General features: G+C 67.4%; 26 protein-coding genes and 1 pseudogene. 17 read left to right on the forward strand and 10 right to left on the reverse strand.

Features of this window, described 5'->3' with window-relative positions:
• Positions 1–10: 10 nt before the first annotated feature.
• The 3 genes from L6444_RS07720 to L6444_RS07730 all read left to right on the forward strand — a co-directional run bounded on the left by L6444_RS07720 (position 11) and on the right by L6444_RS07730 (position 3,126).
• Positions 11–892, forward strand: coding sequence for a TIGR03854 family LLM class F420-dependent oxidoreductase (locus tag L6444_RS07720; protein ID WP_236981577.1), 882 nt, complete (start codon positions 11–13; stop codon positions 890–892).
• A gap of 117 nt (positions 893–1,009) precedes the next feature.
• Entirely contained in the window at positions 1,010–2,680 is a 1,671-nt protein-coding gene (locus L6444_RS07725) for a hypothetical protein (RefSeq protein ID WP_236981578.1), read from the forward strand.
• On the forward strand, positions 2,620–3,126 hold the full coding sequence (locus tag L6444_RS07730) for a hypothetical protein (RefSeq protein WP_236981579.1): 507 nt from the start codon (positions 2,620–2,622) through the stop codon (positions 3,124–3,126). The genes L6444_RS07725 and L6444_RS07730 overlap by 61 nt, the downstream gene beginning before the upstream one ends.
• 86 nt (positions 3,127–3,212) lie before the next feature.
• Here L6444_RS07730 and L6444_RS07735 read toward each other — a convergent pair whose 3' ends face one another.
• Both L6444_RS07735 and L6444_RS07740 read right to left on the reverse strand, forming a co-directional pair.
• Complete coding sequence (locus L6444_RS07735) at positions 3,213–4,058, reverse strand: mycofactocin-coupled SDR family oxidoreductase (RefSeq protein WP_236981580.1); 846 nt, start codon at positions 4,056–4,058, stop codon at positions 3,213–3,215.
• 54 nt (positions 4,059–4,112) lie between these two features.
• Positions 4,113–4,688: a peptidoglycan recognition protein family protein gene (locus L6444_RS07740; RefSeq protein WP_236981581.1), complete on the reverse strand. Its 576-nt coding sequence runs from the start codon at positions 4,686–4,688 to the stop codon at positions 4,113–4,115.
• A gap of 381 nt (positions 4,689–5,069) precedes the next feature.
• Here L6444_RS07740 and L6444_RS07745 point away from each other — a divergent pair, with 381 nt between their 5' ends.
• The 3 genes from L6444_RS07745 (at position 5,070) to L6444_RS07755 (ending at position 8,091) form a co-directional block, all read left to right on the forward strand.
• Positions 5,070–5,690 (forward strand): hypothetical protein, encoded by a 621-nt coding sequence (locus L6444_RS07745; RefSeq protein ID WP_236981582.1) that lies wholly within the window; start codon positions 5,070–5,072, stop codon positions 5,688–5,690.
• 8 nt (positions 5,691–5,698) lie between these two features.
• Entirely contained in the window at positions 5,699–6,538 is an 840-nt protein-coding gene (locus tag L6444_RS07750; protein ID WP_236981583.1) for an NAD(P)-dependent oxidoreductase, read from the forward strand.
• A 95-nt stretch (positions 6,539–6,633) separates the two neighbouring features.
• On the forward strand, positions 6,634–8,091 hold the full coding sequence (locus L6444_RS07755) for a phospholipase D-like domain-containing protein (RefSeq protein ID WP_236981584.1): 1,458 nt from the start codon (positions 6,634–6,636) through the stop codon (positions 8,089–8,091).
• On the opposite strand, the gene L6444_RS07760 is transcribed toward L6444_RS07755, so the two are convergent.
• Entirely contained in the window at positions 8,088–8,741 is a 654-nt protein-coding gene (locus L6444_RS07760) for a TetR/AcrR family transcriptional regulator (RefSeq protein ID WP_236981585.1), read from the reverse strand. The two genes, L6444_RS07755 and L6444_RS07760, sit on opposite strands and share 4 nt — an antisense overlap.
• Before the next feature lie 172 nt (positions 8,742–8,913).
• Between L6444_RS07760 and L6444_RS07765 the strand changes: the two genes are divergently transcribed.
• Positions 8,914–9,699: a spirocyclase AveC family protein gene (locus tag L6444_RS07765; RefSeq protein ID WP_236981586.1), complete on the forward strand. Its 786-nt coding sequence runs from the start codon at positions 8,914–8,916 to the stop codon at positions 9,697–9,699.
• Positions 9,700–9,721: 22 nt separating this feature from the next.
• Here L6444_RS07765 and L6444_RS07770 read toward each other — a convergent pair whose 3' ends face one another.
• Complete coding sequence (locus L6444_RS07770) at positions 9,722–11,428, reverse strand: NAD-binding protein (protein ID WP_236981587.1); 1,707 nt, start codon at positions 11,426–11,428, stop codon at positions 9,722–9,724.
• A gap of 373 nt (positions 11,429–11,801) precedes the next feature.
• Here L6444_RS07770 and L6444_RS07775 point away from each other — a divergent pair, with 373 nt between their 5' ends.
• Together L6444_RS07775 and L6444_RS07780 are read left to right on the forward strand one after the other, a co-directional pair.
• A complete protein-coding gene (locus L6444_RS07775; protein WP_236981588.1) occupies positions 11,802–12,272 on the forward strand; it encodes an LppP/LprE family lipoprotein in 471 nt (156 codons plus the stop codon).
• Between the two features lie 188 nt (positions 12,273–12,460).
• Positions 12,461–13,342: a lytic transglycosylase domain-containing protein gene (locus tag L6444_RS07780; RefSeq protein WP_459561274.1), complete on the forward strand. Its 882-nt coding sequence runs from the start codon at positions 12,461–12,463 to the stop codon at positions 13,340–13,342.
• Positions 13,343–13,350: 8 nt separating this feature from the next.
• On the opposite strand, the gene L6444_RS07785 is transcribed toward L6444_RS07780, so the two are convergent.
• Positions 13,351–13,575 (reverse strand): hypothetical protein, encoded by a 225-nt coding sequence (locus L6444_RS07785; RefSeq protein WP_236983907.1) that lies wholly within the window; start codon positions 13,573–13,575, stop codon positions 13,351–13,353.
• Positions 13,576–13,716: 141 nt separating this feature from the next.
• On the opposite strand from L6444_RS07785, the gene L6444_RS07790 reads away from it, so the two are divergent.
• From L6444_RS07790 to L6444_RS07810, 5 genes are all read left to right on the forward strand, one after another.
• Positions 13,717–14,637, forward strand: coding sequence for an oxygenase MpaB family protein (locus L6444_RS07790; protein WP_236981590.1), 921 nt, complete (start codon positions 13,717–13,719; stop codon positions 14,635–14,637).
• A 15-nt stretch (positions 14,638–14,652) separates the two neighbouring features.
• Positions 14,653–14,904 carry a hypothetical protein gene (locus tag L6444_RS07795; RefSeq protein ID WP_373877415.1) on the forward strand — a complete coding sequence of 84 codons (252 nt, stop codon included), beginning with the start codon at positions 14,653–14,655 and terminating at the stop codon, positions 14,902–14,904.
• Between the two features lie 238 nt (positions 14,905–15,142).
• Positions 15,143–16,165, forward strand: a complete 1,023-nt coding sequence (locus L6444_RS07800) for a TIGR03617 family F420-dependent LLM class oxidoreductase (RefSeq protein WP_236981592.1) — start codon at positions 15,143–15,145, stop codon at positions 16,163–16,165.
• Complete coding sequence (locus L6444_RS07805) at positions 16,162–17,319, forward strand: acyl-CoA dehydrogenase family protein (RefSeq protein ID WP_236981593.1); 1,158 nt, start codon at positions 16,162–16,164, stop codon at positions 17,317–17,319. Before L6444_RS07800 ends, L6444_RS07805 begins: the two co-directional genes overlap by 4 nt.
• A gap of 8 nt (positions 17,320–17,327) precedes the next feature.
• The gene (locus L6444_RS07810) at positions 17,328–18,287 is read left to right on the forward strand and encodes an LLM class F420-dependent oxidoreductase (RefSeq protein WP_236983908.1); all 960 of its coding nucleotides are present in this window, start codon (positions 17,328–17,330) and stop codon (positions 18,285–18,287) included.
• A 30-nt stretch (positions 18,288–18,317) separates the two neighbouring features.
• On the opposite strand, the pseudogene L6444_RS07815 reads toward L6444_RS07810, so the two are convergent.
• Both L6444_RS07815 and L6444_RS07820 read right to left on the reverse strand, forming a co-directional pair.
• Positions 18,318–19,399, reverse strand: a pseudogene (locus L6444_RS07815) (NAD(P)H-dependent amine dehydrogenase family protein).
• Between the two features lie 13 nt (positions 19,400–19,412).
• Positions 19,413–20,441, reverse strand: a complete 1,029-nt coding sequence (locus tag L6444_RS07820; RefSeq protein ID WP_236981594.1) for a Rieske 2Fe-2S domain-containing protein — start codon at positions 20,439–20,441, stop codon at positions 19,413–19,415.
• A gap of 91 nt (positions 20,442–20,532) precedes the next feature.
• On the opposite strand from L6444_RS07820, the gene L6444_RS07825 reads away from it, so the two are divergent.
• Positions 20,533–21,174: a TetR/AcrR family transcriptional regulator gene (locus L6444_RS07825; protein WP_236981595.1), complete on the forward strand. Its 642-nt coding sequence runs from the start codon at positions 20,533–20,535 to the stop codon at positions 21,172–21,174.
• Here L6444_RS07825 and L6444_RS07830 read toward each other — a convergent pair.
• Together L6444_RS07830 and L6444_RS07835 are read right to left on the reverse strand one after the other, a co-directional pair.
• Positions 21,167–22,501 (reverse strand): phenylacetate--CoA ligase family protein, encoded by a 1,335-nt coding sequence (locus L6444_RS07830; RefSeq protein ID WP_236981596.1) that lies wholly within the window; start codon positions 22,499–22,501, stop codon positions 21,167–21,169. The genes L6444_RS07825 and L6444_RS07830 overlap by 8 nt on opposite strands.
• 26 nt (positions 22,502–22,527) lie before the next feature.
• Positions 22,528–23,139, reverse strand: a complete 612-nt coding sequence (locus L6444_RS07835) for a TetR/AcrR family transcriptional regulator (RefSeq protein ID WP_236981597.1) — start codon at positions 23,137–23,139, stop codon at positions 22,528–22,530.
• Between the two features lie 90 nt (positions 23,140–23,229).
• On the opposite strand from L6444_RS07835, the gene L6444_RS07840 reads away from it, so the two are divergent.
• Entirely contained in the window at positions 23,230–24,210 is a 981-nt protein-coding gene (locus L6444_RS07840; protein WP_236981598.1) for a tocopherol cyclase family protein, read from the forward strand.
• 43 nt (positions 24,211–24,253) lie between these two features.
• A complete protein-coding gene (locus L6444_RS07845) occupies positions 24,254–25,168 on the forward strand; it encodes a DUF808 domain-containing protein (RefSeq protein WP_236981599.1) in 915 nt (304 codons plus the stop codon).
• On the opposite strand, the gene L6444_RS07850 is transcribed toward L6444_RS07845, so the two are convergent.
• A complete protein-coding gene (locus L6444_RS07850; protein WP_236981600.1) occupies positions 25,144–25,599 on the reverse strand; it encodes a GAF domain-containing protein in 456 nt (151 codons plus the stop codon). The genes L6444_RS07845 and L6444_RS07850 overlap by 25 nt on opposite strands.
• Positions 25,600–25,612 lie beyond the last annotated feature (13 nt).

The raw sequence follows: 25,612 nt of genomic DNA on the forward strand, positions 1-25,612 counted from the left end.
GGGGTCCGCGGTGAAGGTGCGTTTCGGGGTGGGGCTGGGCGCGGACACCACGCCGGGGCGACTCGCCGACGTGGTCGACGCCCTGGAGTTCAGCGGTGTCGACTCGCTGTGGTTCTCCGAGCTGGTCTACTCACCGGCGGTCGATCCGATCGTCGGGATGGCCTACGCGCTGGCCCGCACCAGCCGGCTGAAGGTGGGCACCTCGGTGGCGGTGCTGCCGGGGCGGCATCCGGTGCTGGTCGCCAAGCAGTTGGCGTCGCTGGCGGCACTCGCCCCCAAACGCGTGTTGCCGGTGTTCGGTCTGCGCTCGGCGATTCCGGCGGAGCGGGAGGTGTTCGTCGTCCCCGACGGCCAGCGCGCGGCGGTGTTCGACGAGTCGCTGCGGGTGCTGCGCGCAGTGCTCGTCGAGGAATCAGCCAGCTACCACGGCAGGTTCTTCACGGTCAGCGCGGCCGCGGTCGCGCCCCGGCCGCAGCCCCCGCTGGACATCTGGGTGGGCGGTTCCTCGGCCGCGGCGTACCGCCGCATCGGCGCCCTGGCCGACGGCTGGCTGGGCAGTTTCCTGACGCCGGCCGAAGCGAGGCAGGGACGCGAAGCGATCCAGCGGGCCGCCGAGGACGCGGGACGGGAGATCGACCCGGACCACCTCGGCATCTCACTGGCCGTCGCCGACGGCGAGTTGCCCACTGAACTGGCCGCGGCCGTTCGGGCGCGCCGCCCCGACGTCGACCCGGCCGAGCTGGTCGCCGCCGGCTGGGATCGGCTGCACCGGCAACTGGACGGCTACCTGGACGCCGGGCTGACCAAGTTCGTCATCAGGCCGGTCGGCCGGGCCCCGCTGGACGGCTTCATCGACCGTTTCGTCGCCGAGTTGGTCGGCCGCCAGAACTGACCGTGGGTGGCACGCCAACGGCGTCGAACGATTCGGCCGGCCGGGCGGATCCGCCGTTGATCGTGGTGCGTTTGCGGGTACAGCATCGGCAAGCGCCGGCCAGGATTGGAGTCAGTCATGCAACGCCCCGACACCATGATCGAGATTCATCGTGAGCGCGTCCAGGATCAGACCGTCGAGATGTTCAGCGGCGACCGGTACACCGAGTCCGTCGACGGCACCGGCTACTCCGCCACCGCCACCCTGGACCTCACCTTGGACCGGGTGTGGTTTCTGCTGGACGCGGGTCAGCGATTGTGGCAGGAGCAAACCGAGGGCGAAACCCGGGATCCACTAAGGCATTTCGCGATCGACCTGGCGATCTTCGACTCGAAAATCGTGATCGACTCGGTGACCTGCATTCCGCTGGTGCAGCTGCCGCCGGCGACGATCACCGTCCCAGACGGTCCGCGGGCCGGGAAGGCACGCGAGATCCCGTACAACGAGATCCCGTTGTTCGGCCGGCTGACCATGCACGACCATGTCGAACCGCACGAGCTGGAGCCGGGTAAGCAGACGATCGCGCTGAACTTCTCCGCGCAGGACGCGCCGGTGCTGGTGGCGCCCGCCCCGGCCGACCCGTACGCGCCACGGCTGTTCGGGCGCGACGTCGAGCGCCTGCCCGACGGCACCACCGCGTTCGGGGGTCAGGACCCGCGGATCTGCTGGGAACTCGACCACGCCCAGGCTTACTGGATCACCCACAGCATCGCCGGGGAGCTGCTGGTGAACCTGGAGAAGGTGCAGCATCCCACCATCTCCGACGACGAAGCCCGGGTCAGGGTGCTCGATTCGCTGGCCGCCCAGATCGCCGACGCGGTCCGCCCGAAGCTGGCCGAGATGGGCGAGGACGGCATCGTGGCGCTGTTGCCGACTCCGGTCGAGGTGGACCCCGACGCGCAGGACGACAGCACGTTCAAGGCCCTCGACGCCGTCGTGCAGCGGTTCGACGTCGGCGAGACCACCCACGAATCGTTGGTGGTCCAGTTGCAGACGTTGCGCTCCCTGCCGGCCGGCGAGGAGTTGCCGGCGTCGATTCTCGCCGAGAACCCCGATGAGAAGGCCGGGTTGGCGGTCACCGGCTGGAGCATCCTGCGGCAGGTGCGCGACAGCGTCCAGAACAGTTTCGGCCTACAGGACAGCGACTTCGCCGCCGACGAACCGTGCCTGCTGGCGGGACCGAAGACCATCAGCGTCGGCGGTCAGGATCGCAGCCTGGACGCCTTGAGCGCCGACATCGTGCCGCGCACTGCGGACGGCCGGTTGGTGATCAACGGCACGGTGAGCGCCGAAACCAATCTCTACGATTTCTCCGCCGCGTTCGAGGTCGTCTACGAGATGGGTCTGGACGACATCCCGCGCGACTGGAAGGAGGGCGAAAACCCGCCCGCCGATCCCGATTCCATCGAAAGCCTCGAGCAGGCGCTGGGCGCCGCCCGCGACAGGAAGCGTGCGGGCGAACTCGGTGACCAGGACTACGAGGCAGAAGTCAAGCGGGTCAACGAGCGGTTCCAGGCGCTACCGCGGACGGTCGGGGTGCGACCGACGCAGCATCCCGCTGAGCCGAAGGTGAACTCGGACTTCAGCCTGACGGTGGCGGGCAAGGCCGCCGCGGCCGTCGGCGCCGCGGCCCTGGTGGGTCTGCTGGCGCTGCCGGTCACCTGGGCCGCCGGGGCCGCCGGGGTGGGGTGGCCGGCGCGGGCGGCCTGCTCGGCCTGGCGATCGTGCAGTACCTCACCACCGTGCTGAGCATCGACTGGTTCGGCGCGGGAATCGGTTCCCGGCAGGTCAAGAAGTCGCTGGACGACCGTCCCGAGGGCACCTCCCTGCCGCCGATCGGGATGCCGGTGGATGTGGATCTCAACCGTCAGCGGCTGGCCGTCTACTTCCGGCCGGTGCCCGCCAAGTTGTGGCTCGGCTGCGCAGTTCCCGCCGAGGGGCCCGACGCCGATCCCAACGACCTGAGCCTCGTCGGCGGCCGCTGGCCGTCAGATGGGTTGCCCTGGAAGCTTTCTCACGACGACGCGATGTTGTACGTGGATTCTGGGGAGCTGCAGCTGCGCGTCGATCCCGACTGCGTTGACGGCGCGGAGTTCGACGTCCGGGTCGTCACCACCGCCGAGGGGCGCCGGCAACTGCGGGTGGACGGCCAGGCACCCGATTTGTTGCGCGGGCTTCCGCGTTGCCAGGACTGAACCGGGCCCGAACGGCCCACGCGAGTGTGAATCCCACCACGCCGCAACGTGTCGCGTCGTGGAATTCCCGCTCGGCAGGGCGAGTTTCAGAATTTCGCCACGGCGCCGGCGTCGACCGGCAGGGCCGCCCCGGTGATGTACTGCGCTTCGTCGGAGGCCAGGAAGAGCACGGCGTTGCTGACGGCGCGCGCCTCGATCAGTGGTGTGGGCAGCAGGTGGAACTGCCCGATGATCTCCGCGGCGTCGTGCACGGTCGGGTTGGGCAGATCGGGCCGTAGTGTGCGGCAGAACGGCTCGTTGTCCAGCATCGGTGTCAAGATGTTGCCCGGATGAATCGAGTTGACCCGGATCCATTGCGGCGCAAGCTCATTGGCAAGCGAATTCATCAGCCCTACCACCGCGTGTTTGGCCGCTGCGTAGTGGGCCATGTAGCCGCCGCCGCGGATCCCCAGCATCGAGCTGACCAGGATGATCGATCCGCCGCCGTTGGTCATGTGCGGCAACGCCGCTGTCACGGTCTGCCACACCCCGGTCAGGTTGATGTCCAGCATCGTCTGCCACGCGGACCGCTCGATCTGCGCCGCGGGGGCGGGCGAACCGCTGATCCCGGCGTTGGCGACCACGATGTCGACCGGGCCCACGCCGGCCACGCCCTGTTCGAGTGCCGCGCGCAGGCTGTCCAGGTCTCGGACGTCGGCCTTGGCGGTGACGATGCGCCGGCCCGCCGTTTCCACGAACGCCGCGGTGTCGGCCAGGTCGGCGTCGGTTGCGCCCGGGTAGGTGACACCGTCGATGTCTTCGCAGACGTCGACGGCGATGATGTCGGCGCCCTCCTCGGCCAGCCGGATCGCGTGCTCGCGACCCATGCCGCGCGCCGCGCCGGTGATGAATGCGACCTTGCCGGCGACTCTGCCGACACCGTTGCCTGACATTGGCGACCTTCCACTCGGAAGGACTCATCGTGCCACGCGGGCTACAACGTGCCCTCAGTTGCCCGCCTCGATGGCCCGCACCCGGGCGACCGCCTCGGGCCCGCAGAACGGCTGCAGGTCCACCCCACCGGCGGCCAGCAGCGAGTCGATTTGCGCGCGGAGTTCACCCGAGGACAGCTGGGCGTAGAGATTGGTTCCCGGACAGGAGGTTTCGGCGAAATCGCGGTGGCCCTTCAAGGTGCCGGTCGCAATGCGGTAGGTCTGGGCGGCCCAGGCGAAGGCGATCGCGATGCCACGCACCTGGGCCGGCGATACCGACTCCTGGTTGAAATCGCCTTCGCAGATCACCAGGAAGTGACCCGTGGTGTCGTAGTCGGTCGCGGTGTCGCCGGCGATGCCGGGGTCGCGCAGTTGGTAGATGTTGCCGTTACGGTCGATGCCCAGGTGGTAGGCGATGTCGATCCAGCCGAGCTGGTCCTGGTGATAGCGCTGGTCCTGGCGCAACCGGCCGGGTGCGTTGCTGTTGGCGCCCAGCACCACGCCCGCATGGTGCAAGGTCAGCCGGTTGGGGGTGTGCGGTTTGCCGCCGGGCCGGGCGGCCCGGGCGCCCCAGGCGTCTCGGCAGAGCAACTGTGCCGCGGTCGCACGCGGGGCGGGCGGGCTGGGCTGGGGTTGACGGTGGGTGGCGTGGGAGTCGCGGCGGTCGGTGTGTCAGCCGAACTCGGAGAGGATTGTCCGGGCAGCGGGCTGGCGGTGGTCTTGGTCGAACATCCGGCCAATGCGCCCGTGAGCCCGACGCCGCCCACGAATCCGAACAGCTGCCGCCGGCTCACCGGTAACGCGTGCTCTGCGGATCGCTCGGGCGGCGCGTTCACAGCCTCACCATAGTGGCCGGCCAGTGGATACGACACGAACAAGACAGGCCAACTCGTAGACACGCGTGTCGCGGTCGAGTCAAATAGGGACTGGATCGGCGACGCCCAGCTGCCGGTTCAGGAGAGGAGTCAGATCATGTCAGCGTTGTCGTACGCGGGGACTGCGAGTTCGGGATCGCCGACTCTGTTGCCGTCGCGGCTCGAGGTCGGGACCCGGACGCGGGTGCTGGCCGTGGTGGCCGCCTTGACAGCGGCGATCGCGCTGGCCGGTGCCCTCTGCCGGCCGCCGACGGCGTCCGCGGCCGGCGGGATCAACCTCGCGCCCGGCATCTCGGTCACGCCGGCGCCGGGTTGGACGGTCGGCGACCGGGGTCGCGGCTGGGTTTCACTGCACAACGCATTCTCCAGCGCTGAGCTGGAAATCCGGGTCAAGCCGGCCGCCGGGTCCGATCCGGTCGCCGCACTGCAATCGGACATCGACCAATTGAGCAGCGTGTCGACGACGGGTCTGACCAATGTCAGGGACCTCAGCGTGCCCAGCCCCAAGCCGGCGCACGGCAACTTCAACGAGGGCGCCTCCATCGACTACACCGCCGACGGGACCTCGCGGATGGGTGCGATTCCCGTCACCGGCTCCTTCGTCGAGTTGCTGAACACCTCGACCCGCCAATCGGCGTTCGTCGTGTACGCCGAGAACGGCGACGCACCCCCCGGCGCGGATGGCGAGGCGCAGCTGATGCTTGACTCGTTGCTGTGACTTCGCCCGTGAGGACGCCCGTACGTGCCGGCGTGATCGGTCTGGGCGAGATCGGCGGCGGGGTCGCGGTCAGCATGGCCCGGCGCGGACGGGTGCCGAGCGTCTACGATGTGCGTCCGGATGCCGCCGCGGATCTGGAAGGCGTTCTGACGCAATTGGATTCGGTCGCCGACGTGACACGCAATTCCGATGTGGTGCTGATCGCGGTGGTCACCGCGGATCAGGCCCGTGATGTGCTGGTGGGCTCCGGGGGACTGCTGGCCGCCGCCGAGCCGGGATTGATCGTGGTGCTGTTGTCGACCGTGTCGATCGCCGAGCTGCACGAACTTGTCGAGCTGTGTCGCGACGCGGGCGTCACGCTGCTCGACTGCGGAGTCACCAACGGCGACAAGGCCGCCCACAACGGCATCGTCGCAATGATCGGCGGTCCCGACGACCAGGTGGCCAGGGCCCGTCCGGTGCTCGACGACTTCGCCAAGGCGGTCGTGCACTGTGGCCCGGTGGGGGCGGGAATGGCGACGAAGATCGCTCGCAACCTGATCCAGTACGGCTGTTGGGCGGTGGTGGACGAAGCGGCGAACCTGGTTGCAGCGCAAGGTGTTTCATTGAGCACTCTGCTGTCGGTCATGCGGGAGGCGGATGCGGACGGCAAGCAGGCCTTGCGGCTGCTCGACGTGCGTGCGGCCGGTATCGCGGTTCCGCCCGACTACGCCGACCGCGTGGCGGCACTGGCCGACAAGGACCTCGATGCCGCGGCCGACCTCGGCGTTGCCTGCGGCGTGCCGACTCCGCTGGCCCGCGCCATCAAGCCGACGATGCGCGACGTCTACTCCGGGCACCGCGCCTGACCATTGCGGCGTTCGTCACGCCACGACATAACCACGGCGCCTAACGGGTAATAAGTCGACATGTCCGCTACCAGCCTGCAGCCGGAAGGGTCCGCGTGGGCGACGAGCGACTGCTGAGGGCTGGGCAGACGTGCTGGCAGGTCGCTCCAGCCGACCGGTTCGCCTGCATCATCGACGCGGCCGACTATTTCCGGCACGTCAAGGCGGCGATGTTGGGCGCCCAGCACCGGATCGTGCTGATCGCTTGGGATCTGGACGCCAGGATGACGTTCGAGCGCGGCGCCAAGACGCTGGCCGGCCCCAACCAGCTCGGGGTTTTCCTGCTCTGGTTGCTGCGCGAGCGACCGGGGTTGGAGATCTACCTGCTGAAGTCCAACCTGCGGCTGCTGCCGGCTTTCGGCGGCATTTGGAATGGGCTGACCCCGGTGTCTCTGCTCAATCAGATCAGCAGTAAGCGAGTCCATTTCGCCGTCGACGGTGCCCACCCGGTCGGCTCGGTGCACCATCAGAAGATCGTGGTGGTCGACGACGCGGTGGCGTTCTGCGGCGGTATCGATCTGACCGTCAACCGGTGGGACACCCGCGCGCACCTGCACGACAGTCGCGGACGACGGACGCTGGGGCGAAGTTACGGACCGCGACACGACGTCGGCGCTGCGGTCGACGGTGCGGCCGCGCGCGGTCTCGCCGAACAGGCCCGGCTGCGCTGGCAGACCGCCACGGGTCGAACTCTGGAACCCGTCACCGATGTGCGCCCGGCCTGGCCCGCTGACTTGGCGCCGACACTGCGCGACGTCGAGATCGGAATCGCCCGTACCCTACCGGAATTGGACGGTCGCGAGGAAGTCCGTGAGGTCGAGGCGCTGAACCTGGCCGCGATCGCCGCGGCACGCCACAGCATCTACCTGGAAAATCAGTACCTGGCGTCGCGGCGCATCGTCGATGCGCTGGCCGCTCGGCTCAGGGAACCCGACGGGCCGGAGATCGTGGTCGTGCTGGCCCGCCGGGGCAACAACCCGATCGAGCGCGGAACGATGGACAGCGCTCGCCACAAGGTCATTCAATTGCTCTGGGCCGCTGACGAACACAGTCGGCTGGGAGTCTATTGGCCGGCCACCGACGGCGGCGCTCCGATCTACGTCCACTCCAAGATCCTGGTGGTCGACGATCGGTTGCTGCGCATCGGGTCGTCGAACCTCAACAACCGATCGCTGGGTTTCGACAGCGAGTGTGACATTGCCGTCGAAGCGGACCCCGGCGACTCCGATCGGGATGCGGTAAGTCAGCAGATCCGTTGTGTGCGTGACGAATTGGTTTCCGAACACCTGGGTGTGTCGACGGCCGAGCTGGACACGGCGATGCGGCGGTACGGGTCGCTGCGCACGGCGATCGAGCAACTTCGCGGACACGGCCGGACGTTGCGCCCGATCACCGGCCGGACCGTCACGAACGAAGCCGGTCCGCTCGCCGAGAACGACCTCGTCGATCCCGACCATGTGCCGAGGTCGCTGACCCGGGGCCTGCAACGGTTGATCGCCGAACTCAGAGCCTAGCCCGGCCGGTGCAGGAACCCGTGCAGGCTCGCCTGGACGAGTTCGTCGACGATCGCATCGCGGCTGGGTTTCTGCTCGGCGAAGAAGGCCGACCGTAGGGCGACCATGCCGACGATCATCGCCACCGTCGAATGTGCGGGCAGCTCCGGACGATTCGAGCGGAGCCCACGCAACTGCATACCCTCCGTGCTGATCCGGCCGAGCAAGGCGATGGCGCGGCGGATGTCGGCGATGCCGGAGTCGGTGATCTCGTCGTCGCTCAACGACTCCGCGGCGGCCAGCGTCAACAGCAAGCCGCGATGTTCGGTGAGCACGTCGTAGAGCTGCCCGACGAACCGGCGGGCGAATTCGTTCTCGTCGGTCTGCTCGGGCACGATGGCCTGCCACGTCCGCCCGAACTCGTCGACGAAGTCCGTAAACGGAACCACGAGGGCCTCGCGGAACAGGCCGGCCTTGGAACCGAAGTTGCGAAACAGCAGGTATTCACTGACGCCGGCCGCCTCGGCGATCTCCCGCGTGGTGGTGGCGCGGTAGTCCTGACGGGCGAACAGCTCGCGGGCGGCCTCGAGCAACAGCCGGCGCGGCTCGCCGCGGGGCCGGCGTGCCGGCTGGGCGGGCGCCTTCGCGGAAGTTCGGTGGGGCAAGCGCATTCACTCCTGGTCGGCCTTGACCTCGCTCTTAGAATAGTATCCACTATTAACCGGGCTTTCGAGGAAGGGCGTGCAGGGTGGGCGCGGTCATCATGCTCGGCACACTGTTCGGTCTGATCGCGCTGATCTATGGCGTGGTCATCTACTTCGACCCCGAGGCGCGGGAAAAGCGGTGAGCAACGAACTGACCCCGTTGCTCACCGGAGCGGTCATCTTCGGCTGGGGCAGTGGCATCGTGTTCACCGCCATAGCGGTGTATCTGAGCATCCGCGATCGACGTATCCACCCGATGCTGCTGCTGTGCATCTCGGCGATGTCGTTCTCCTGGATCGAGGCGCCGTACGACTGGGCGATGTACGCGCAGTTCCCGCCGGCGCTGCCGCGGATGCCGTCGTGGTGGCCGCTGAACATGACCTGGGGTTGGCTGCCCTCGTCGGTGCCCGTGGGCTACATCGGCTATTTCGTGCTGCCCGCGGTGATCGGCGCCGCGATCGGACAGCGGCTCAGTGCCCGGTTTGGATTACGCAGGCCGACAACGCTTCTCACGGTCGGCTTGATCGTGGGATTCTGCTGGGCCTTCGTGTTCAACGCGTTCGTCGGCGCCCGGCTCGGCGTGTTCCACTACGGCTACGTGATTCCCGGGCTCGCCGTGTTCGAGGGGACCACGCATCAGTACCCGGTCTATGACGCCATCGCGATGGGCGTGCAGATGATGGTCTTCACGTATCTGCTCGGGCGCACAGATGCCCGGGGACGCAACGTCATCGAGAGCTGGGCCGAGAAGAAGACGGCCGGCCGGCTGCAATCGTCGCTGCTGTCCGTCGTCACCGTCATCGCGGTCGGAAACCTGATGTACGGCGCGGTCTTCGCCCCGCATCTGGTGACGAAGCTGGGTGGCTGGGTCACCTCGGGGCCCAGCGGACAGCTCTTTCCCGGCGTGCCGAACCAGCCGAGATAGGACGCGGGGTTATCCCGCCGGTTCAACTCGGCACAGCCGACTTGCCCTTACTCAAGGTGTCCAGCAGCTGCCGGTAGGGCCCGAGGAGATAAACGGTGTCACCGGCGCGCAGAGTCGCGTGATGGCGTGGGTGCACGGTGGGTGCGGCGTTGGCCCGCTCGACCGCGACGACCCGGGTGTGGGTGGGCAGTTCGGACAGCCGCACTCCGTCGAGTCCGCTGTCGGGCGCCACGTGAATAGCGCCGACCACGAATGACCGCAGCCCCACCGAGAAGGTGTCCACCACCTGCAGGCCGATGGCGGCGCCGATGAACCAGGGTGCGGCCAGCTCGACCGTGGAGCGGGCATTGACGAAGCCGAATCGGCGCGCCAGCGCGAACCCCAGGGAGCGGTCGAAGACCCGCAACACCAGCGGAATCTCGGGCCACCGATGCAACGGGCCCACCCGGCGGCCGTGCAGCTGGGCCAGGATCATCCCGGTTTCGATGTTGACCATGTCGTCGTGGGTCAGCACGGCGACCGCGCGGGCTCGATCGACCCGCGCGGACAGCAAGGTCTGAGTCAGCTTGGCGTCGCCGATGATGACCGGGACGTCGAGGTCGTGCGCCTCGGCCAGGTACGGGTTTTCCTCGTCGATCTCGATTACCGCGACGTCGTGGCCGGCGGCTACCAGATCGCCGACCACGCGTATCCCCAGCGCGCTCAGACCGATCACGACGATGTGGTTGCGCAGCCGAGCGATCCGGCGGCCGCTGGCGATCCGGACGAATCGGCGCGACAACAGCACGTCGGCCACGAAGGAGACCAGCAGCGCGACGGTGATCAAACCGACGAACATCATCCCGGTGGCGAACAGCCGGAGCCAGGTCGGTTGGTGCATGAAGCTGTAGTCGCCGTAGCCAGTGGTGCTGATCGACTCGACGGTGAAGTACATCGCGTCGATCCACCCCATCCGGGGGTTGCGGTAGCCGAGCCGCAATACCACGGTCGAGGCCAGCATCAGCGCGGCAATCACTCCCACCAGGGGGTAGAACGCCGGGTTGATGTCGTTACGGAACGCGCGGACGCTGTCGACGGCGCGTCGCAGCGCCACCAGATGAGGGCGTTCCCCAGGCGGGCGCGGGACGTCGAAGCCATGAGCGGCCACCTCCTCGGCGGTACCGATCAGCACTGTCCAGTCTCCGCTGTGGACGCTGAGGTCGCGGTCCGGGCATGCCTCCAATTCCCCTGGGGCCGGCGACTTTTCGCCTCGGATGACTGCCACCGGTGTCAGTTCGCCGTAGAGTTCGCGCAGCGTGGCGTTCTTCCTCGCCGAGAGACCGACGACGACGAACCCGGTCCCGGCGATCGTCAGTGGGTGGCAGCCGTGGCCCACGCAGGCTTCGACCACCGACGGCGCCGCGAGTTCGGCCACGTCGAACATCGCCCCCGAGACGTCGCTGTCGGCGAACGCCTTGCGCAGGATGTCATCGGATAACCGGGCCACCACACGGATATCGGGGTTGGCTTTGTCCGCGAGCAGCGCCACCTCGAGATTCACTGAATCGTCACTGCCTGCGCAGACGACGGCGCGCGCCTGCGTGATACCCGCTCGGCCCAGGCCGCTCTTGGTGCCGGTCCGCGTGGTGTCCTCGAGTCTGACGACGGTCGCACCGGCGGCTTGCAGCTCATCGACGATCGTCATGGCCAGCGCGTCGTCGCCGCTGACGATGATGTGGTCGGTGCGCATCTGGAAGCCGCTCTTACTCCCGCCAGTGCGGAGCCGAAGTTGGGATGGGGGCCTCATCGTTTGATGAATTGAGAACCTGACTTTACACCTGCCGGCCCAGCGGTCGCCGGGAGCTGGGCAACTACAACGTCGTGCTGGTCGGCACGAGAACGCCGTCCTGATCGTGGTGGGCGATGTCGACACCAACTCGCTGGTCGGCGAGGCGCTCGGATCGGTGCCCGGGGCCGTCTCCACGCGCCAAGGCCGAAGTGCCGACCGAAGACCGAGGTCACTTCTTCGACACAATCTCGCTACGGTCCTACCCCGCCGGCAGCACTGGGCGCCACCATGAATGCAGCCGACAGGGGAGGCATTCTTGATACGGAAAGTGATCTTGGCGACGCTCGTTGCCGGCTGCCTGCTGAATCCACTGTCCGCGCCGGCCAAGGCGGACCCGACGTGTGCGGTGAACCTCGCCGCTCCCGAGATCACGGCGGCGATCAAGACGCTGCCGGCCCTGCCGAACAACGCCCCGTGGGATGCCAAGCCAAACAGCTTCGACCCGAGTAGCAACTACAACCCTTGCTCCACCTTGTCGACGGTGATCATCACCGTCACCGGTGCCACCGGGAGTTCACCCGATCTGGCGTTGCTGTTCCACAAGGGCGCCTTCGCCGGCGTCGCCACCTCGAAGGCCTACCCGTTCACCTCGCTGAACAAGGCCAAGACCACCGATGACACCGTCGCCCTGGACTACAAAGACGGCAGCAACGTCTGCACCGCGTGTCCCGGACCCACCACCACGGTGCGGTTCCAATGGCGTGGCAGTCAGGCGGTGGCGCTGGACCCGCTGCCGACGTGGTAGAGCCACCGGCCTGACCCGGCGCTTGGACATTCGGTCCGGGCCGGACAAGATGTAGGCGGAATGGATGCATGTGCGCCTGACGGTGTCGGGCGCACACCTGCCGCAGCGCTGAGGTCAAGATCATGTACGTTCGCCACCAAGCCCGACCGGATCGGAGCCTACTTCAGCGTGTGAGGCGTTGCAGCGCAGTGCTGTCCGTGGCCGTCGCCGCGCTGGGGCTGATACCCCGGGCGGAATCGGCCGCGACCACGCTGCCCGCTGCCCCGCCGCCGCCCGGCGCCCCGGCCGTCCCTGCCGCCCCCGCCCTGGCGTCGGACCCGGCGCTGCTGGCCCGGGACCTGGTGGCAGACGAGCAGACGCTGCGTGACCCGTCGGCGTCGGAGGCCGCGCTGCAGGCGGCGGCGATCCGTGAGCAGGCTGCCTACCGTGCCATCGGGCGCCACCCCGAGTGGGACTCGACGGTGCGCTCCGTCGTTCCGGCCTCGCTCTCTGGAATCTACGACCTCAACATCGATGCTCGTCACCACCTGCAGGCCCTCAACGCCGGTGAAGCCAAACCCACCCTGCCCGCGTGGCGCATCGACCCGCCGGCCCCCGCCGACGAACTGCTGGGTTACTACCGCGCCGCGGAGGCAGCCACCGGCGTCAACTGGAATTACCTGGCGGCGATCAACATGGTCGAAACCGACTTCGGCCGCATCTCCGGAACCAGCACCGCCGGCGCGCAGGGCCCTATGCAGTTCCTGCCCTCGACGTTCGCCTCTTACGGCGACGGCGGAGACATCCATTCGCCGCGGGACAGCATCATGGCGGCCGGTCGCATGCTGGCGGCCAACGGTTTCGCCGCCGACCACGACCGCGCCATCTTCAGCTACAACCACTCGAACAATTACGTCGGAGCGGTCGACGACTATGCCGCCGCGATGGCCGCCGACCCGGCCGCCTTCGCCGCCTACCATCGCTGGGACGTCTACTATCTGACCACTTCGGGTGACGTGCTGCTGCCGGTGGGATACGTTGCATCCGAGCGGATCCCGGCGACCGACTACCTCGCGTCACACCCGCAGTAGTCGTGCGGTCAGGTCATGCAGACGTTGGAGAACAGCAGCACCGGCCACGACACGATCGAGCCCAGGAAGGAGACAACCAGGTCGGCGCCGTGCATCTGATGCAGGTGCTCGGTGTGCGTCGACGACCAGATCAGTCCCACGATGAAGTACGGGATGCCGAGCATGATGGCCAGGCCTATCAGCTCGGCGATGGTCAGCTTGTAGTTGAGTAGGTCACGAAGCCTGCTGAGCATGGTCTGCATCGGTGCACAATGTCCTGATCTGCGGCGGTCAGTTTCTATGTTAATGATAATTCCGCAGGCTGATTGCTCGCCACCCCGCGCTCGCGATAGGTTTGATCAGTCCGAAGTGTCGTCAAGCTGGGGGTTGGGTTAATGACTGTTTCGCGCGAGCCCGCCGATCCCGCAGCTCCCGCTGTCGCGCGGTCCGCGCTCACCCTCGAGGAGACGCGGATCCGCGCCAGGCGGCAAACGGCTCGCTGGACCGACGCGCCGGTGGACGTCCGCGAGGCGATGGACTTCTGGGCGTTCGCCGCCGGGGCTGCGAACGTGATCATGCAGCTGTCGTGGCCCGAGGTGGGCCACGGCGTGGTGGAGTCGAAAGTGGATTCGGGCAACCTGCTCAAGCATCCCTGGAAGCGCGCCCGCACCACTTTCCAGTATCTGGCGGTCGCGGTCTTCGGATCCGAGCGCGATCGAGCCGCGTACCGCGCTGCCGTCGACGGGGCGCACCGGCAGGTCAGGTCAACGCCGGACAGTCCGGTTCGCTACAACGCGTTCGACCCCGAACTGCAGATGTGGGTGGCGGCGTGCCTTTTCGTGGGGCTGGAAGACACGTATCAGCTGCTGCGCGGACCGATGAATTCCGAACAGGCCGAACAGTTCTATCGATCCGCCTGGACGCTGGGTACCACCCTGCAAGTCCGCGAGGAGCAGTGGCCACCGACGCGCGCGGCCTTCGACGACTACTGGGTCAACGCCTGCGCGCGTGTGCACATCGACGACGTGGTCGGCGACTATCTGCGGCAGCTGATCGACCTGCGGATGATCAACCCGTTGCTGCGGTTGCCTTTTCACCGTTTACTGAAGTTCCTCACGGTCGGCTTTCTGGCCCCGGTGTTTCGGGAGGCACTCGGGGTCTCATGGAGCGTTGCCAAACAACGGCGCTTCGAATGGCTGTTCCTGCTGGTGGCTTTCGTCAACCGCTTCCTGCCGCCGTTCGTCCGGCAGGGCGGCAGTCATGTGTTGTTGGCCGACGTCCGCCACCGGGTGCGCCGGAACCGTCGGTTGATCTGAATGGAGCACGCGACGATGGATCGGCTCCGCCGGATTTTGAGCTACCAGGTCAGCATCGCCGCGCTGATCGAGGTGGCACTGTGGCTGGCGCTGCCCTACCTGACCATCGGGTTGGTCTGGGCCGCACTGCATCCCACGCAGGTCGAGCAGATCGAGGAGCGGCTGGCCAGGGTGGCGCCGGCCGGTGCCGACCTCGGCGCGTTCGGGTTGGTGACGGTCTTGTGGCCGGCTTCGCTGCAGATCGCTGCGGCCTGCCCCGCGTCCTGAATTCGGTTGGTAGAAGGAATACAAACTAACGACCATGTTCGCGGGGATGCCGTGGCGGGCGCCGTCGTCGTGAAGTGCTGCCGTTGCTGCGGAATCGTCTCGATTGACGGCTACTTGGCATAGTGTGACGTCACACCGACCCTCGGGCTAGCGCTGATTGCCGTCATCGCGATCATTGTGGTGATGTACGCCAGCAGTATCTTCCACTGAGCGGCACGTCAGTCGAGGAGAGGCGGGGATGAAAGTACATCTGCAAGTCGAAGGCCACCCGGACAAAGTCCGTGCCAGCGCCCGGGCGATCGCCGACACCGGAGCCGACGGTCTGTTCACCTTCGAGGGCCCGCACGACGTCTTCTTCCCGCTGGTCGTGGCGGCGGGGGAGACCGAGCTGGAGCTGATGACCAACGTCGCGATCGCCGGCCCGCGCAGCCCCGTTCATCTCGCGCATTCCGCTTACGACCTGCAGGTTTACAGTCGCGGCCGGTTCCGGCTCGGCCTGGGCTCGCAGATCCGGGCGCACATCGAGAAGCGGTACGGCAGCCAGTGGGGTAGGCCGGCGGCCCGGATGGCCGAGACCGTCTCGGCGATCAAGGCGATCTTCGCCAACTGGGAGGGCCAGGCGCCGCTGAAGTTTCGTGGCGAGTTCCACACCCACACCTTGATGCCACCCAACTTCAATCCGGGCCCGAACCCGTACGGTCCGCCGCCGGTGCTGCTGGGCGCGCTCGGTCCGGTGATGACCCGTAAGGCGGCCGAAGTCGCCGACGGGCTGCTGATGATGCCGTTCAACAGTGCGCGGCACCTGGCGCAGCGGACTTCGCCCGCACTGGCCGAAGGCCTGCAAAGCTCCGGGCGAGCCCTGACCGACCTGCAGGTGATCGCGCAGGCGATGGTGGCCGTCGGCGGTACCGAGACCGAGCTGGCGACTGCGATCGACGGCGTGGCGACGCTGATCGCCTTCTACGGTTCGACGCCCAATTATCGGCCGGTGCTCGACGTGGAGGGCTGGGGGGAGCTGCAACCGCGCCTCAACGCACTGTCCAAGGTGGGTGATTACGCTGCCATGCGCGCCTTGATCAGTGACGACATGGTGCGCACCATCGGCATCGTCGGCACCCCGCACGACTGCGCAGCCGAGATCGAGAAGCGGTTCGGTGCAATGGCTTCCGATATCTGTTGCTACTTCCCGGGCTACACGCCCAGCGCGCGGGACCTCGCCGACCTGGTCGCCGGGCTGCACGCCGGCCAGGTGCTGACATGAACCCGGCCAACCCGGAGCCGCCGACGGATCGCCGGGACACCGAGATCGAGCGGCTCGCCGAGAAGATCGCGCTGACGGCCCGGGAGATGGCGCCGCAGATCGACCGGGAGCGCCGGCTCCCGTCGCCATTGGTGACGCAGTTGACCGAGGCCGGGTTGCTGCGGGCCACCATGCCGCGCGAAGTCGACGCGCTGGAGCTCTCGCCGGCGACGGCACTGCGGTGTGCCGAAACCCTCGCCCGCGGTGACGCGGCGACCGGCTGGTGTGTGTCGATCGCAATCACCAGCGCGTTACTGGTCGCCTATCTGCCGGACGGCACCCGCGGCGAGATGTTCGGTGGCGGCGGGGGTATCGCCGCCGGGGTGTGGGCCCCACGCGGCACCGCGACGTCGGTCGACGGCGGGGTGCGGGTGACCGGCCGCTGGCCCTTCTGCAGCGGAATCACCCACGCCGACATGATGTTTGCCGGCTGCATCGTCGACGAAGCGCCGGTCCCGTCGGTCGTCGCACTGCCCAAGGCGGATTTGCAGGTCCTGGACACCTGGCACACTCTGGGCCTGCGCGGCACCGGCAGCCACGACACCGTCGCCAACGACGTCTTCGTGCCGGCCGACCGGGTGTTGTCGCTGTTCGACGGCCCGGTGCTCGACCGTCCGCTCTATCGCTTCCCGGTCTTCGGGTTCTTCGCGTTGTCGATCGGTGCGGCGGCGCTGGGCAATGCCCGGGCAGCGATCGACGACCTGGTCGAACTGGCCGGGGCGAAAAAGGGACTCGGGTCGACCCGCACCCTGGCCCAGCGCCCGGCAACGCAGGCCGCCGTCGCGACGGCCGACGCGGCCCTGAGCGCGGCACGGCTGTTCTACTACCAGGCGATCGAGGAGGCGTGGCAGGCCAGCCAGCAGCCCGGCCCGGTGTCGGTACAGTTGCGCAACCGGTTGCGCCTGGCAGCCACCCACGCCACCCGGACTGCCGCCGACGTGGTGCGCAGCATGTACGAAATGGCAGGTGGCACAGCGATTTACGACACTTCTGCGCTGCAGCGACGGTTTCGCGACGCCTTTACCGCCACCGCGCACTTTCAGGTCAACGAGGCGTCCCGCGAGCTGCCCGGACGTATCCTGCTCGGCCAGCAGGCCGACGCTTCGATGTTGTGAGACATGTGATGAACGCCGTCGAGGTTGTGCTGCCGTTCTGGCTCGACCGACCCGACCGGGAAGCACTCGAGGTGGCGCAATCCGCTTCCGACAACGGTTTCGGCGCGCTGTGGATCGGGGAGATGGCCACCTACGATGCGTTCGCGCTGGCGACCGCGATCGGGTTGCGTGCGCCGGATTTGACGCTGAACATCGGACCGCTGGCGGTCGGGGTGCGCGGGCCGGTGACCCTGGCGCTGGGCGCCAGCTCGGTGGCCTCCCTCACCGGCAACCCGGTGCACCTCGCGCTGGGGGCGTCCAGCCCGATGATCGTTGCCGGCTGGCACAACCGCGGCTGGGCGCAGCACGTGTCCGTCATGCGCGAAACCATCGAATGTCTGCGCCCGATGCTGGCGGGTGACCGCGTCGACTACACGGGCCGGCATGTCGGCAGCCACGGTTTCCGGCTACGCACACCCATCCCTGAGGCGCGAATCGCGTTGGGGGCGTTCGGCCCCGCCATGATCAGGCTGGCGGCGCAGCTGGCCGACGAGGTGGTGCTCAACCTGGCGTCGCCGGCGCGTGTCGCGCAGGTCCGGGCGGCGATCGAGGAGGCCACCTCGCCTGGTCGCCCGGCGCCGCGGCTGACCGTCTGGGTGCCGGTCGCACTGAATCCGGGCGCCGCTGCTCGCGCGCAGCTGGCCGGACAGCTGGCGGTGTACCTTGCCCCGCCGGGTTACGGAGAGATGTTCAGCGACTTGGGTTTCGGCGATCTCGTCGGCAAGGCCCGGGCCGGCGCCGCCCGGCGCGAAGTGGCGGCTGCGGTGCCCGTCGAACTGCTGGATGCGGTGTCGGCCTTGGGCTCAGCCGAGCGGATCGCCGAACGGCTGGGCGCCTACGCGCAGGCCGGTGCCGACTGTGTCGCGCTGGTGCCCGCCACCGCGGAAGATCCCGGCGCCCGGGCAACGCTGAGGACGCTGGCGCCCTGAAGGGTGCCTACGTGGTGCCGCGACACGTCGTCACCTGTCGATCTTGAAGCGGCCGGCGAACGCGCGCAGCGGCAGGTCGGCGCTGGTGATCAGGCCGGGGGGAGCGGCGACGACCGACTTGATGGAGTTCAGCGCGGGCAGGCCGGTCACGGTCATGCCGATCGAGGCGAAGTTGTCCGGGTTGGACAGGTCGACGCCCGGCTTCGGGAAGATCATGTGCTTGTTGTAGATGCAGGGGTCGCCCTTGATCTGGGTGATGTAGCAGCCCTTGATATCCCAGTTCGGGTCGGTGTGCGGGGTCATCTGCCATTCCAGGTGCGTCTCGACCCTGGGGATGCCGTCGACCATGCCCTGGTACTTGATGTAGTTGCCGCCCAGCGAACCCTTGGGCAGCGTGTACCAGCCCAGGTCGACGTCTTTGGTGCAGGCGCCCAGCTCGTAGCTGAACTTCACCTCGTCGAGTTCGATTTCGAAGCAGTCGGCCATCATCAGCACGCTGTCGGCGAACACCCGGGTGTACTTCTCCAGCTTCGAGGGGATCGACGGATCATCCACCGGCAGGCCGTAACCCACCTCGATCCAGGTGTCCTTGGAGTGGTGGCAGGACACGTCGACGGATTCGATGGTGGTGACGTTCTCGATCTCGGCGACGTCGGCCGAACACACCACCCCCCAGGATCTGGTTGACGCCGGGGTTCATGCCGGTCCCGTAGAACGTCGTGCCGCCCTTCGCGCAGGCTTCTGCCAAGAGCTGGGTGACCGGCTTGCCGGAGTGGTGCGGGTGATTGCGGTCCCGGTGCCATCCGGTGATCCAGTCGGCGGTGGTCACGATGTTGATGCCGGCCTCGAGGACTTTCACGTAGAGGTCTTCGTCGGGGGAAGACGCCGTGGAAGGTCAGCACGTCGGGTCTGGCGGCGATGATCTCCTCGACGGTGCCGGTGGCCTTGACTCCGTTGGCCGGCAGGCCGACCAGCTCGCCGACGTCTTTGCCGACCTTCTCCGGTGAATAACAGTGCACGCCAATGAGTTCGAGATCGGGGTGGGTGGCGATGCGCTTGATCATCTCCGAACCGACATTGCCGGTGGCAACCTGGAAAACCTTGATCGTCATGGGTGGCCCTTCACTAGGAGTTGGCTGCAGCCAGTTCGGCGGCGGTGCCGCCCTTGCCGTCGGGATAGAACCTCTTGGCCCAGTTGCGAATTGCGGTGAACCCTTCGTACTCCGCGGACGCCAGGGCGGGTGGGTCGGAGTAGCGCTGGTGCGCCCAGATATGGATGTCCTGGGTGAACTGCCGGATCACTTCCGCACCGAACGAGCGGGCGTTGGCCTCGTCGCGTTCGGCGCGCTCCGCCGGCCGGCCCGGGACCCGCCCGATGTAGACCATGAACCGGACGTCGGAGGTGCGCTCGTCGACCGGCGTGATCGCCGAGATGGTGCGGTTGTCGATCATTCCCCAACTCTTGGTGACCGCGATGCCCAGACCGCCGTTGATGGCCTCCACACCACTTTTGACGTCATCGATGCTCTGCTGGTCATCGCCTTCGAAGGTGATGGTGAAGTCCACGTAGGACACCGCGTCGTCGAAGTCGTGCCGGGTGAAGACGGGCACGATCGGCGTGTTGTGGACGTACTTGAAGTGGGCGAAGTCGACCCCGTTCTCCAGCACGTACTGCGGGTGCATCTCCAGGCCCTGCCGAAACAGCCGCTGCTGCGGATAGTAGTCGGCTGGCCCGCTGCCGTCGGCGAAGCTGGCGAAGACGTCGGGCGCGTCGAAAAACGGTGGGCGGCACTCGATGTCGTGCCAGATGTAGACCGACTCGTTGCGCTCCACCACGGGGTAGGTGCGGATGCGACGGCCGCGGTTGGGGCGGTCCTGGTAGGGGATGCAGACGTTGCGTCCCTGCTGGCTCCACTGCCAGCCGTGGAACGGGCACTGCAGCACGTCGCCGACCACTTTGCCGCCGTAGCCCAGGTGGGCGCCCAGGTGTTCGCAGTAGGCGTTCATCACGGTCAGCTGACCCGATTCGGCGCGCCAGGCGACCATTTCCTGGTCGAAGTACTTCATGGTGTGGACATCGCCGATGCCGATCTCGTCAGACCACGCAACCTGGAACCATCCGGTTGGTTTCATCGACAACGGCGGCTTGGCCATACGTGCGGTCCTCCCGATTCGTCACGGAGAACTCTAGGAAAAAGTCATAAAGGTGTCAACGAAACTTCTCTGGTGGCGTTACGATGCGGGGATGGCGGTGGCGGACAGCGCGGGTCGCAGATCGAACAGGCGAGGTGTGGCCACCCGCGAGGCGATGTTGCAGGCGGCGGTGAGCGCGCTGGCGTCCGGCGATCCCGGCGCGGTTTCGGCCAACCGCATCGCCAAGCAGATCGGTGTCACCTGGGGCACCGTGCAATATCAGTTCGGCGACGCCGACGGATTCTGGGCGGCGGTGCTGCATCACACCGCCGAACGGCGGGCCAACGTGTTCACCCAACCCGATACCGGGGCGCCGTTGCAGGCGCGGGTCGCGCAGATCATCGACACCCTCTACGACGGCCTGAACGCACCGGACTCCCGGGCCATCGAGAACCTGCGCGCAGCCTTACCGCGCGAGCCCGGCGAGCTGGATCGGCTCTATCCGCGCACCGCGGCCGAACTGCGCTCCTGGGGGCAGGGCTGGCATGCGACCTGTCAGAAGGCGTTCGCCGACCTGCAGGTCGATCCGCAGCGGGTGCGCGAGATGGCTACGCTGATCCCCGGCGCGATGCGCGGCCTGGTGTCCGAGCGGCAATTGGGCAGTTACGCGGACCTGGACGAGGCCCGCCGCGGGCTGACCAACGCCATCGTGTCCTATCTGGCTGAATCTGTTGTGGTGCAACGTATTAAATAAGGGGGACAAAGCGGCGCAACTTGCCGCTGACGGGATGACGATCAACCCGGTCCACCGCATGGACGGTCACCTCGGGGCGGTTCAGGCCGGCATCGACCAGCGCCCGGCGCAGCCGTCCCGCCAATCCGTACTGTACCCGATCGTCCTCGAAAATCGCGAAAACTTCTATCCCACATACAGTTTGGTGTACCTGGTAATCGGTCACCCCGGGGGTTGTGGCCAGCACCGAGCGGATGGCAATGGGGTGAATGGTGGTGTGCTGGTATCGCAGCACGTCGTCACTGCGTCCCTGAACACGAGCCCGCAGATGGCCGTGTTCGTCGGCGTCGGGCTGGCGGGTGAAGATGTCGGTGAGCTCGTAGCGGATCAGCGGCTGGACGAGATTATAGAGATTGGTTACCAACACTTTGGCCGACGGGACGCCGGGTGCCACGGGCCGGTTGTCGGCATCGACGAGTTCGACGATGCACATGTCGGTGTTGAACGCGAACACGTCATCGTCCGGGCCGGTCTTGCCCACCAGTCCTTCCGTCGAGCCGAAGCCGTCAAAGACCGGTACCCCGAACGCTTCCCGGATCGAGACACGCATTTCGGGAAGCAGCGTCTCGCTGGTGGTGTTGACCTCCGTTGGTGCGATCCGCAGTCGGCCCGCGCCGGCCTCGACGGCAAGGCGGACCAGCATGCTCGCATACCCGCCCAACACCTCGGGCTGCCACGCGTTGAGCCGGTCGACAATTTCCCAGATCGGTTGTGTCGCGGGCACGAGATCGACATGGGCGGGTGCATCGCCGCCCTCGGTCAGCGCCGCCAGTAAACCCGTGGCGTGCACGGCCGACGGCGCGGCCACCATCGCGATGCGCGGCGGCTTGGTCGGCGCCGTCGCGCAGCGCAGTGATTCCACCGGCGGCCGGGCAAGAGCGGAGAGGAACCCGGCGGTCGCGGCACGATCGTAGACGAACAGGCCGCGTCGCCCCGAGCATCCACCCGTGCTCAGTGCGATGTAGTCGTCGAGGATCGGCACCGGCCGTTCTACCGTTGCCGCAAGCGATGATTCGATGTCGCCGCGCCTGAGGCGAGGATCGGTGAAGACGTCGTCTAGGGCTTCCATCATCTCGGCTTTTGTCATCACCGGCAGCGCCGAAAGGTCGGTGGGGTCGATGTCGGTGACATCGATGTCGCCAAGCCGGCGGCGATGAAACGGCGAGTGCTCGACGGCGTGCGACAGCAACGTGTGCAGGCTGCGACGCTGTGCAGCGAGGATTTCGTCGGTGCTGAAGAACAGGGCGTTAAACTGTTCTGGCGCAGCGATATTCACGGCGGTGATCACGTCGTTGCGGAACCGGTGCCATGGGGTCACTTCGAGCTCCCGTCCTCGGCGAGTCCGAGGGCACGGATCAACAATTGCGTGGCGTGCTCGTCGGGTATCGCGTCCGGATTGGCGGCACGCTCCAGCGCCAGGCCGGCGGTGCCCGCTTGAAGAAACTCGGCGACCGACCGTAACGGCACCGTCGGTCGCACACCGGTCGGCTCGAAGAGACGTTCCAGCGCTGTCGCGATGCCCTCGATCGTGCGGGCGTGAGCTTCGGCGTATCGCCGGTTCAGCTCGGCATCGCGAAGTGCCAGGGCGCGGAATTCGACCAGTAGCTGGGCCCAGCCGGGTTCCGCGGCGGCATCTCGTTGCCCGGCACGAATCAGCTCCCGCAGCCCTTCGGCCCCGGCGAACTCTTTGGCCAGGCGCTCGTTCTCGGCAGCCCGCTCGGTAATCCGTCGCTCCAGCAACGCTAAGAACATGTCGGCTTTGCTGCCGAACTGCGAGTAGACGACGCCCCGGGAGAAGCCTGCCTCGTCGGCGATGGTCTCCAGGCTGGCGCCGCCGTACCCCCGTGCCACGAAGACCCGCTGTGCGGCGACGAGCACCTTTTCGCGATTCCGTTCGACCTGTTGGACCCTGGTTAACCTGGGCATATCCGGAATTAGATACTGATGTTATTCGAATGTCAATGGTATCTAATCTGGTGACGAGTCAAAGCGAGTGGCCGTGGGTAACACACTGCTGTGAATATCGTCGACGCTGTTGGTCAGCGCCTGGTCTCTCTATATCGCCGTACCGGGGCCGATGTGCCGTTCGGCGATCCGACGCCCTCGCACGGCACCGAGATGGAGGGCTGGTTCTGGCGACTGTCCGATCCGGCCGACGGTCGCGTGGTGGTTGCTTTGTGCAGTGAGAACCGCCATCCCGACGGCAACTGGTCCACGGCGGCGATCGCGCTGCACCCCGGCGGGGTGGTGCGCTCGGCGGCGGTCGACGGCGTACTGGCCGATCGGCAAGAATTCTCGGTGCAGGCCGACGCCGCCGGCAATGTGATCGATGCGACCCGCGACCGGCTCAAGATGGTGCTAGGCGACACCGCCGTCGATCTGAAATTCACTGATGCGTTCCAGTGGCCCAAGGCATTCGGCGGCGGGGGAGTGTTCTCGGCGGTGCCGTTTCTGAACCAGTACTGGCACCCCTACCGGTTGGACGGCAAGGCCTCCGGGACCGTCACGCACGGCGACCAGCGCTGGACGTTCAACAACGCCACGCTGTACTGCGAACGCAACTGGGGAGCGGGTTTCCCGGTGCGGTGGTGGTGGGGCCAGGCCCACGACTTCGGTGACGCCGATGTGTCGGTGGCTTTCTCCGGCGGCCTGCTCGAGCTCGGGCCGCTCAAGCGAGACGTCGGCGGAGTCGTTGTGCGACTGGGAAATCGGGTGCTGCGCGTCACGTCCCCGGCGTTGGTGTCGTCGGAGTGCGACGTGGAGCACTGGCACGTCGACGCGCGCAACGCACGTTTCCGGGTGGAGCTGGACGGACACGGAACGGGCGACGGTCCGCACGTGCTGCCAGTGCCGCTGCCGGCCGAGCGCCGCAACATCGACACCGACTACGAGTACCTGGCGGGGACGCTGCACTGCCGGGTCCGGGAATGGGGTCGCACCATCTTCGAGGGCACCTCGACGCTGGCCGGGCTGGAGGTCGGCGACCGACCCGCATGACGGGCCCGACGGCGGTAGTCTGCAACGCCATGGGGCAGACGCGATGAGTGGGGGTCTGTTCGCCCTGCTCGACGACGTTGCGATGCTGGCGCGGCTGACTGCGGCCTCGCTGCACGACGTGGGTCCCGCGGCCGGCCGCGCCACCACCAAAGCCGCCGGCGTGGTCATCGACGACACCGCGGTGACGCCGCAGTTCGTCGAGGGAATCTCCGCCGAGCGCGAGTTGCCGATCATCAAGCGCATCGCCCTCGGTTCGCTGCGCAACAAGCTGGTGTTCATCCTGCCAGGGGCCATGTTGCTCAGTCAGTTCGCGCCCTGGCTGCTGAGTCCGATCCTGATGCTGGGCGCCACGTATCTGTGTTACGAAGGCGCCGAGAAGGTTTGGGGCAGTGTGCGTGGCCACGGCCATGCCGCCGACGAGCCGCAGAGCGAGCGACACGTGGTGAGCGGCGCGGTCCGCACCGACTTCATCCTGTCCGCCGAGATCATGGTGATCGCGCTCAACGAGGTCGCCAAGTCCGCGTTCGTCCCGCGCTTGGTGATCCTGGTGATCGTCGCGTTCGTCATCACCGTCGCGGTCTACGGGGTCGTCGCCGCCATCGTGAAGATGGACGATGTCGGCCTGCATCTCACCCAAACCGGTTCCCGCCTGGGCGGGGTGGTCGGTCGGGCTCTGGTGGGCGGGATGCCGAAGCTGCTCTCGGCGCTGTCGGTGATCGGGACGGTGGCGATGCTGTGGGTGGGCGGTCACATCCTGCTCACCAACAGCGAGCACCTGGGCTGGCATGCCCCGCACGCGCTGGTGGCGCACGCGCAGGAAGCGGTCCGGCACGGACCGGTGGGTGGTGTGCTGGCGTGGTTGGTCGACACCGGGATCTCGGCGGTGATCGGCGCGGTGGTCGGCGCCGTCGCGCTGGCCCTGGTGCATATGGTTCAGCGGCTGCGACGACGGCGCTGATCGTCCCAGATCCGTTGTGTCTCTTGGCTGACCGACGGGTGGTGGATCCGCTGAAAGTTGCGACCCCCGCGGCCGAATGTCGCGACCACTGCGTCGGGAACCTCAGGTTCCAGCAGCGGTTCGGAAAGCCAGTCGCAGGGCCGCACGTGCACCAGATCCGCGGCTGAGGCGGTGTCGACATCGTCGTAGAAGTAGGGGCCGGCGATCCGCCCGAGCCAGAACAATCCGTCCGGATCCCGGGTCCACACAAAAGAGCCGTTCTCCACCTCGGCGAAGCGGGCAACCCGGCGCTCCAGCCGGCCGGACTCGGCGGGGTCGCGCAGCAACCGACCGAAGCCGCACAGGCCCAGCCGGCGGGCGCGTTCGATGGTGAGCCCAGGGTCGACGTCGTCGCTGCGGGACCGCAGCGGAGCGCGATACACGTCGGTCATGGCCGCGTTATGC

The organism is Mycobacterium kiyosense, assembly GCA_021654635.1.
In the GTDB taxonomy this organism is placed as follows: Bacteria; Actinomycetota; Actinomycetes; order Mycobacteriales; family Mycobacteriaceae; genus Mycobacterium; species Mycobacterium kiyosense.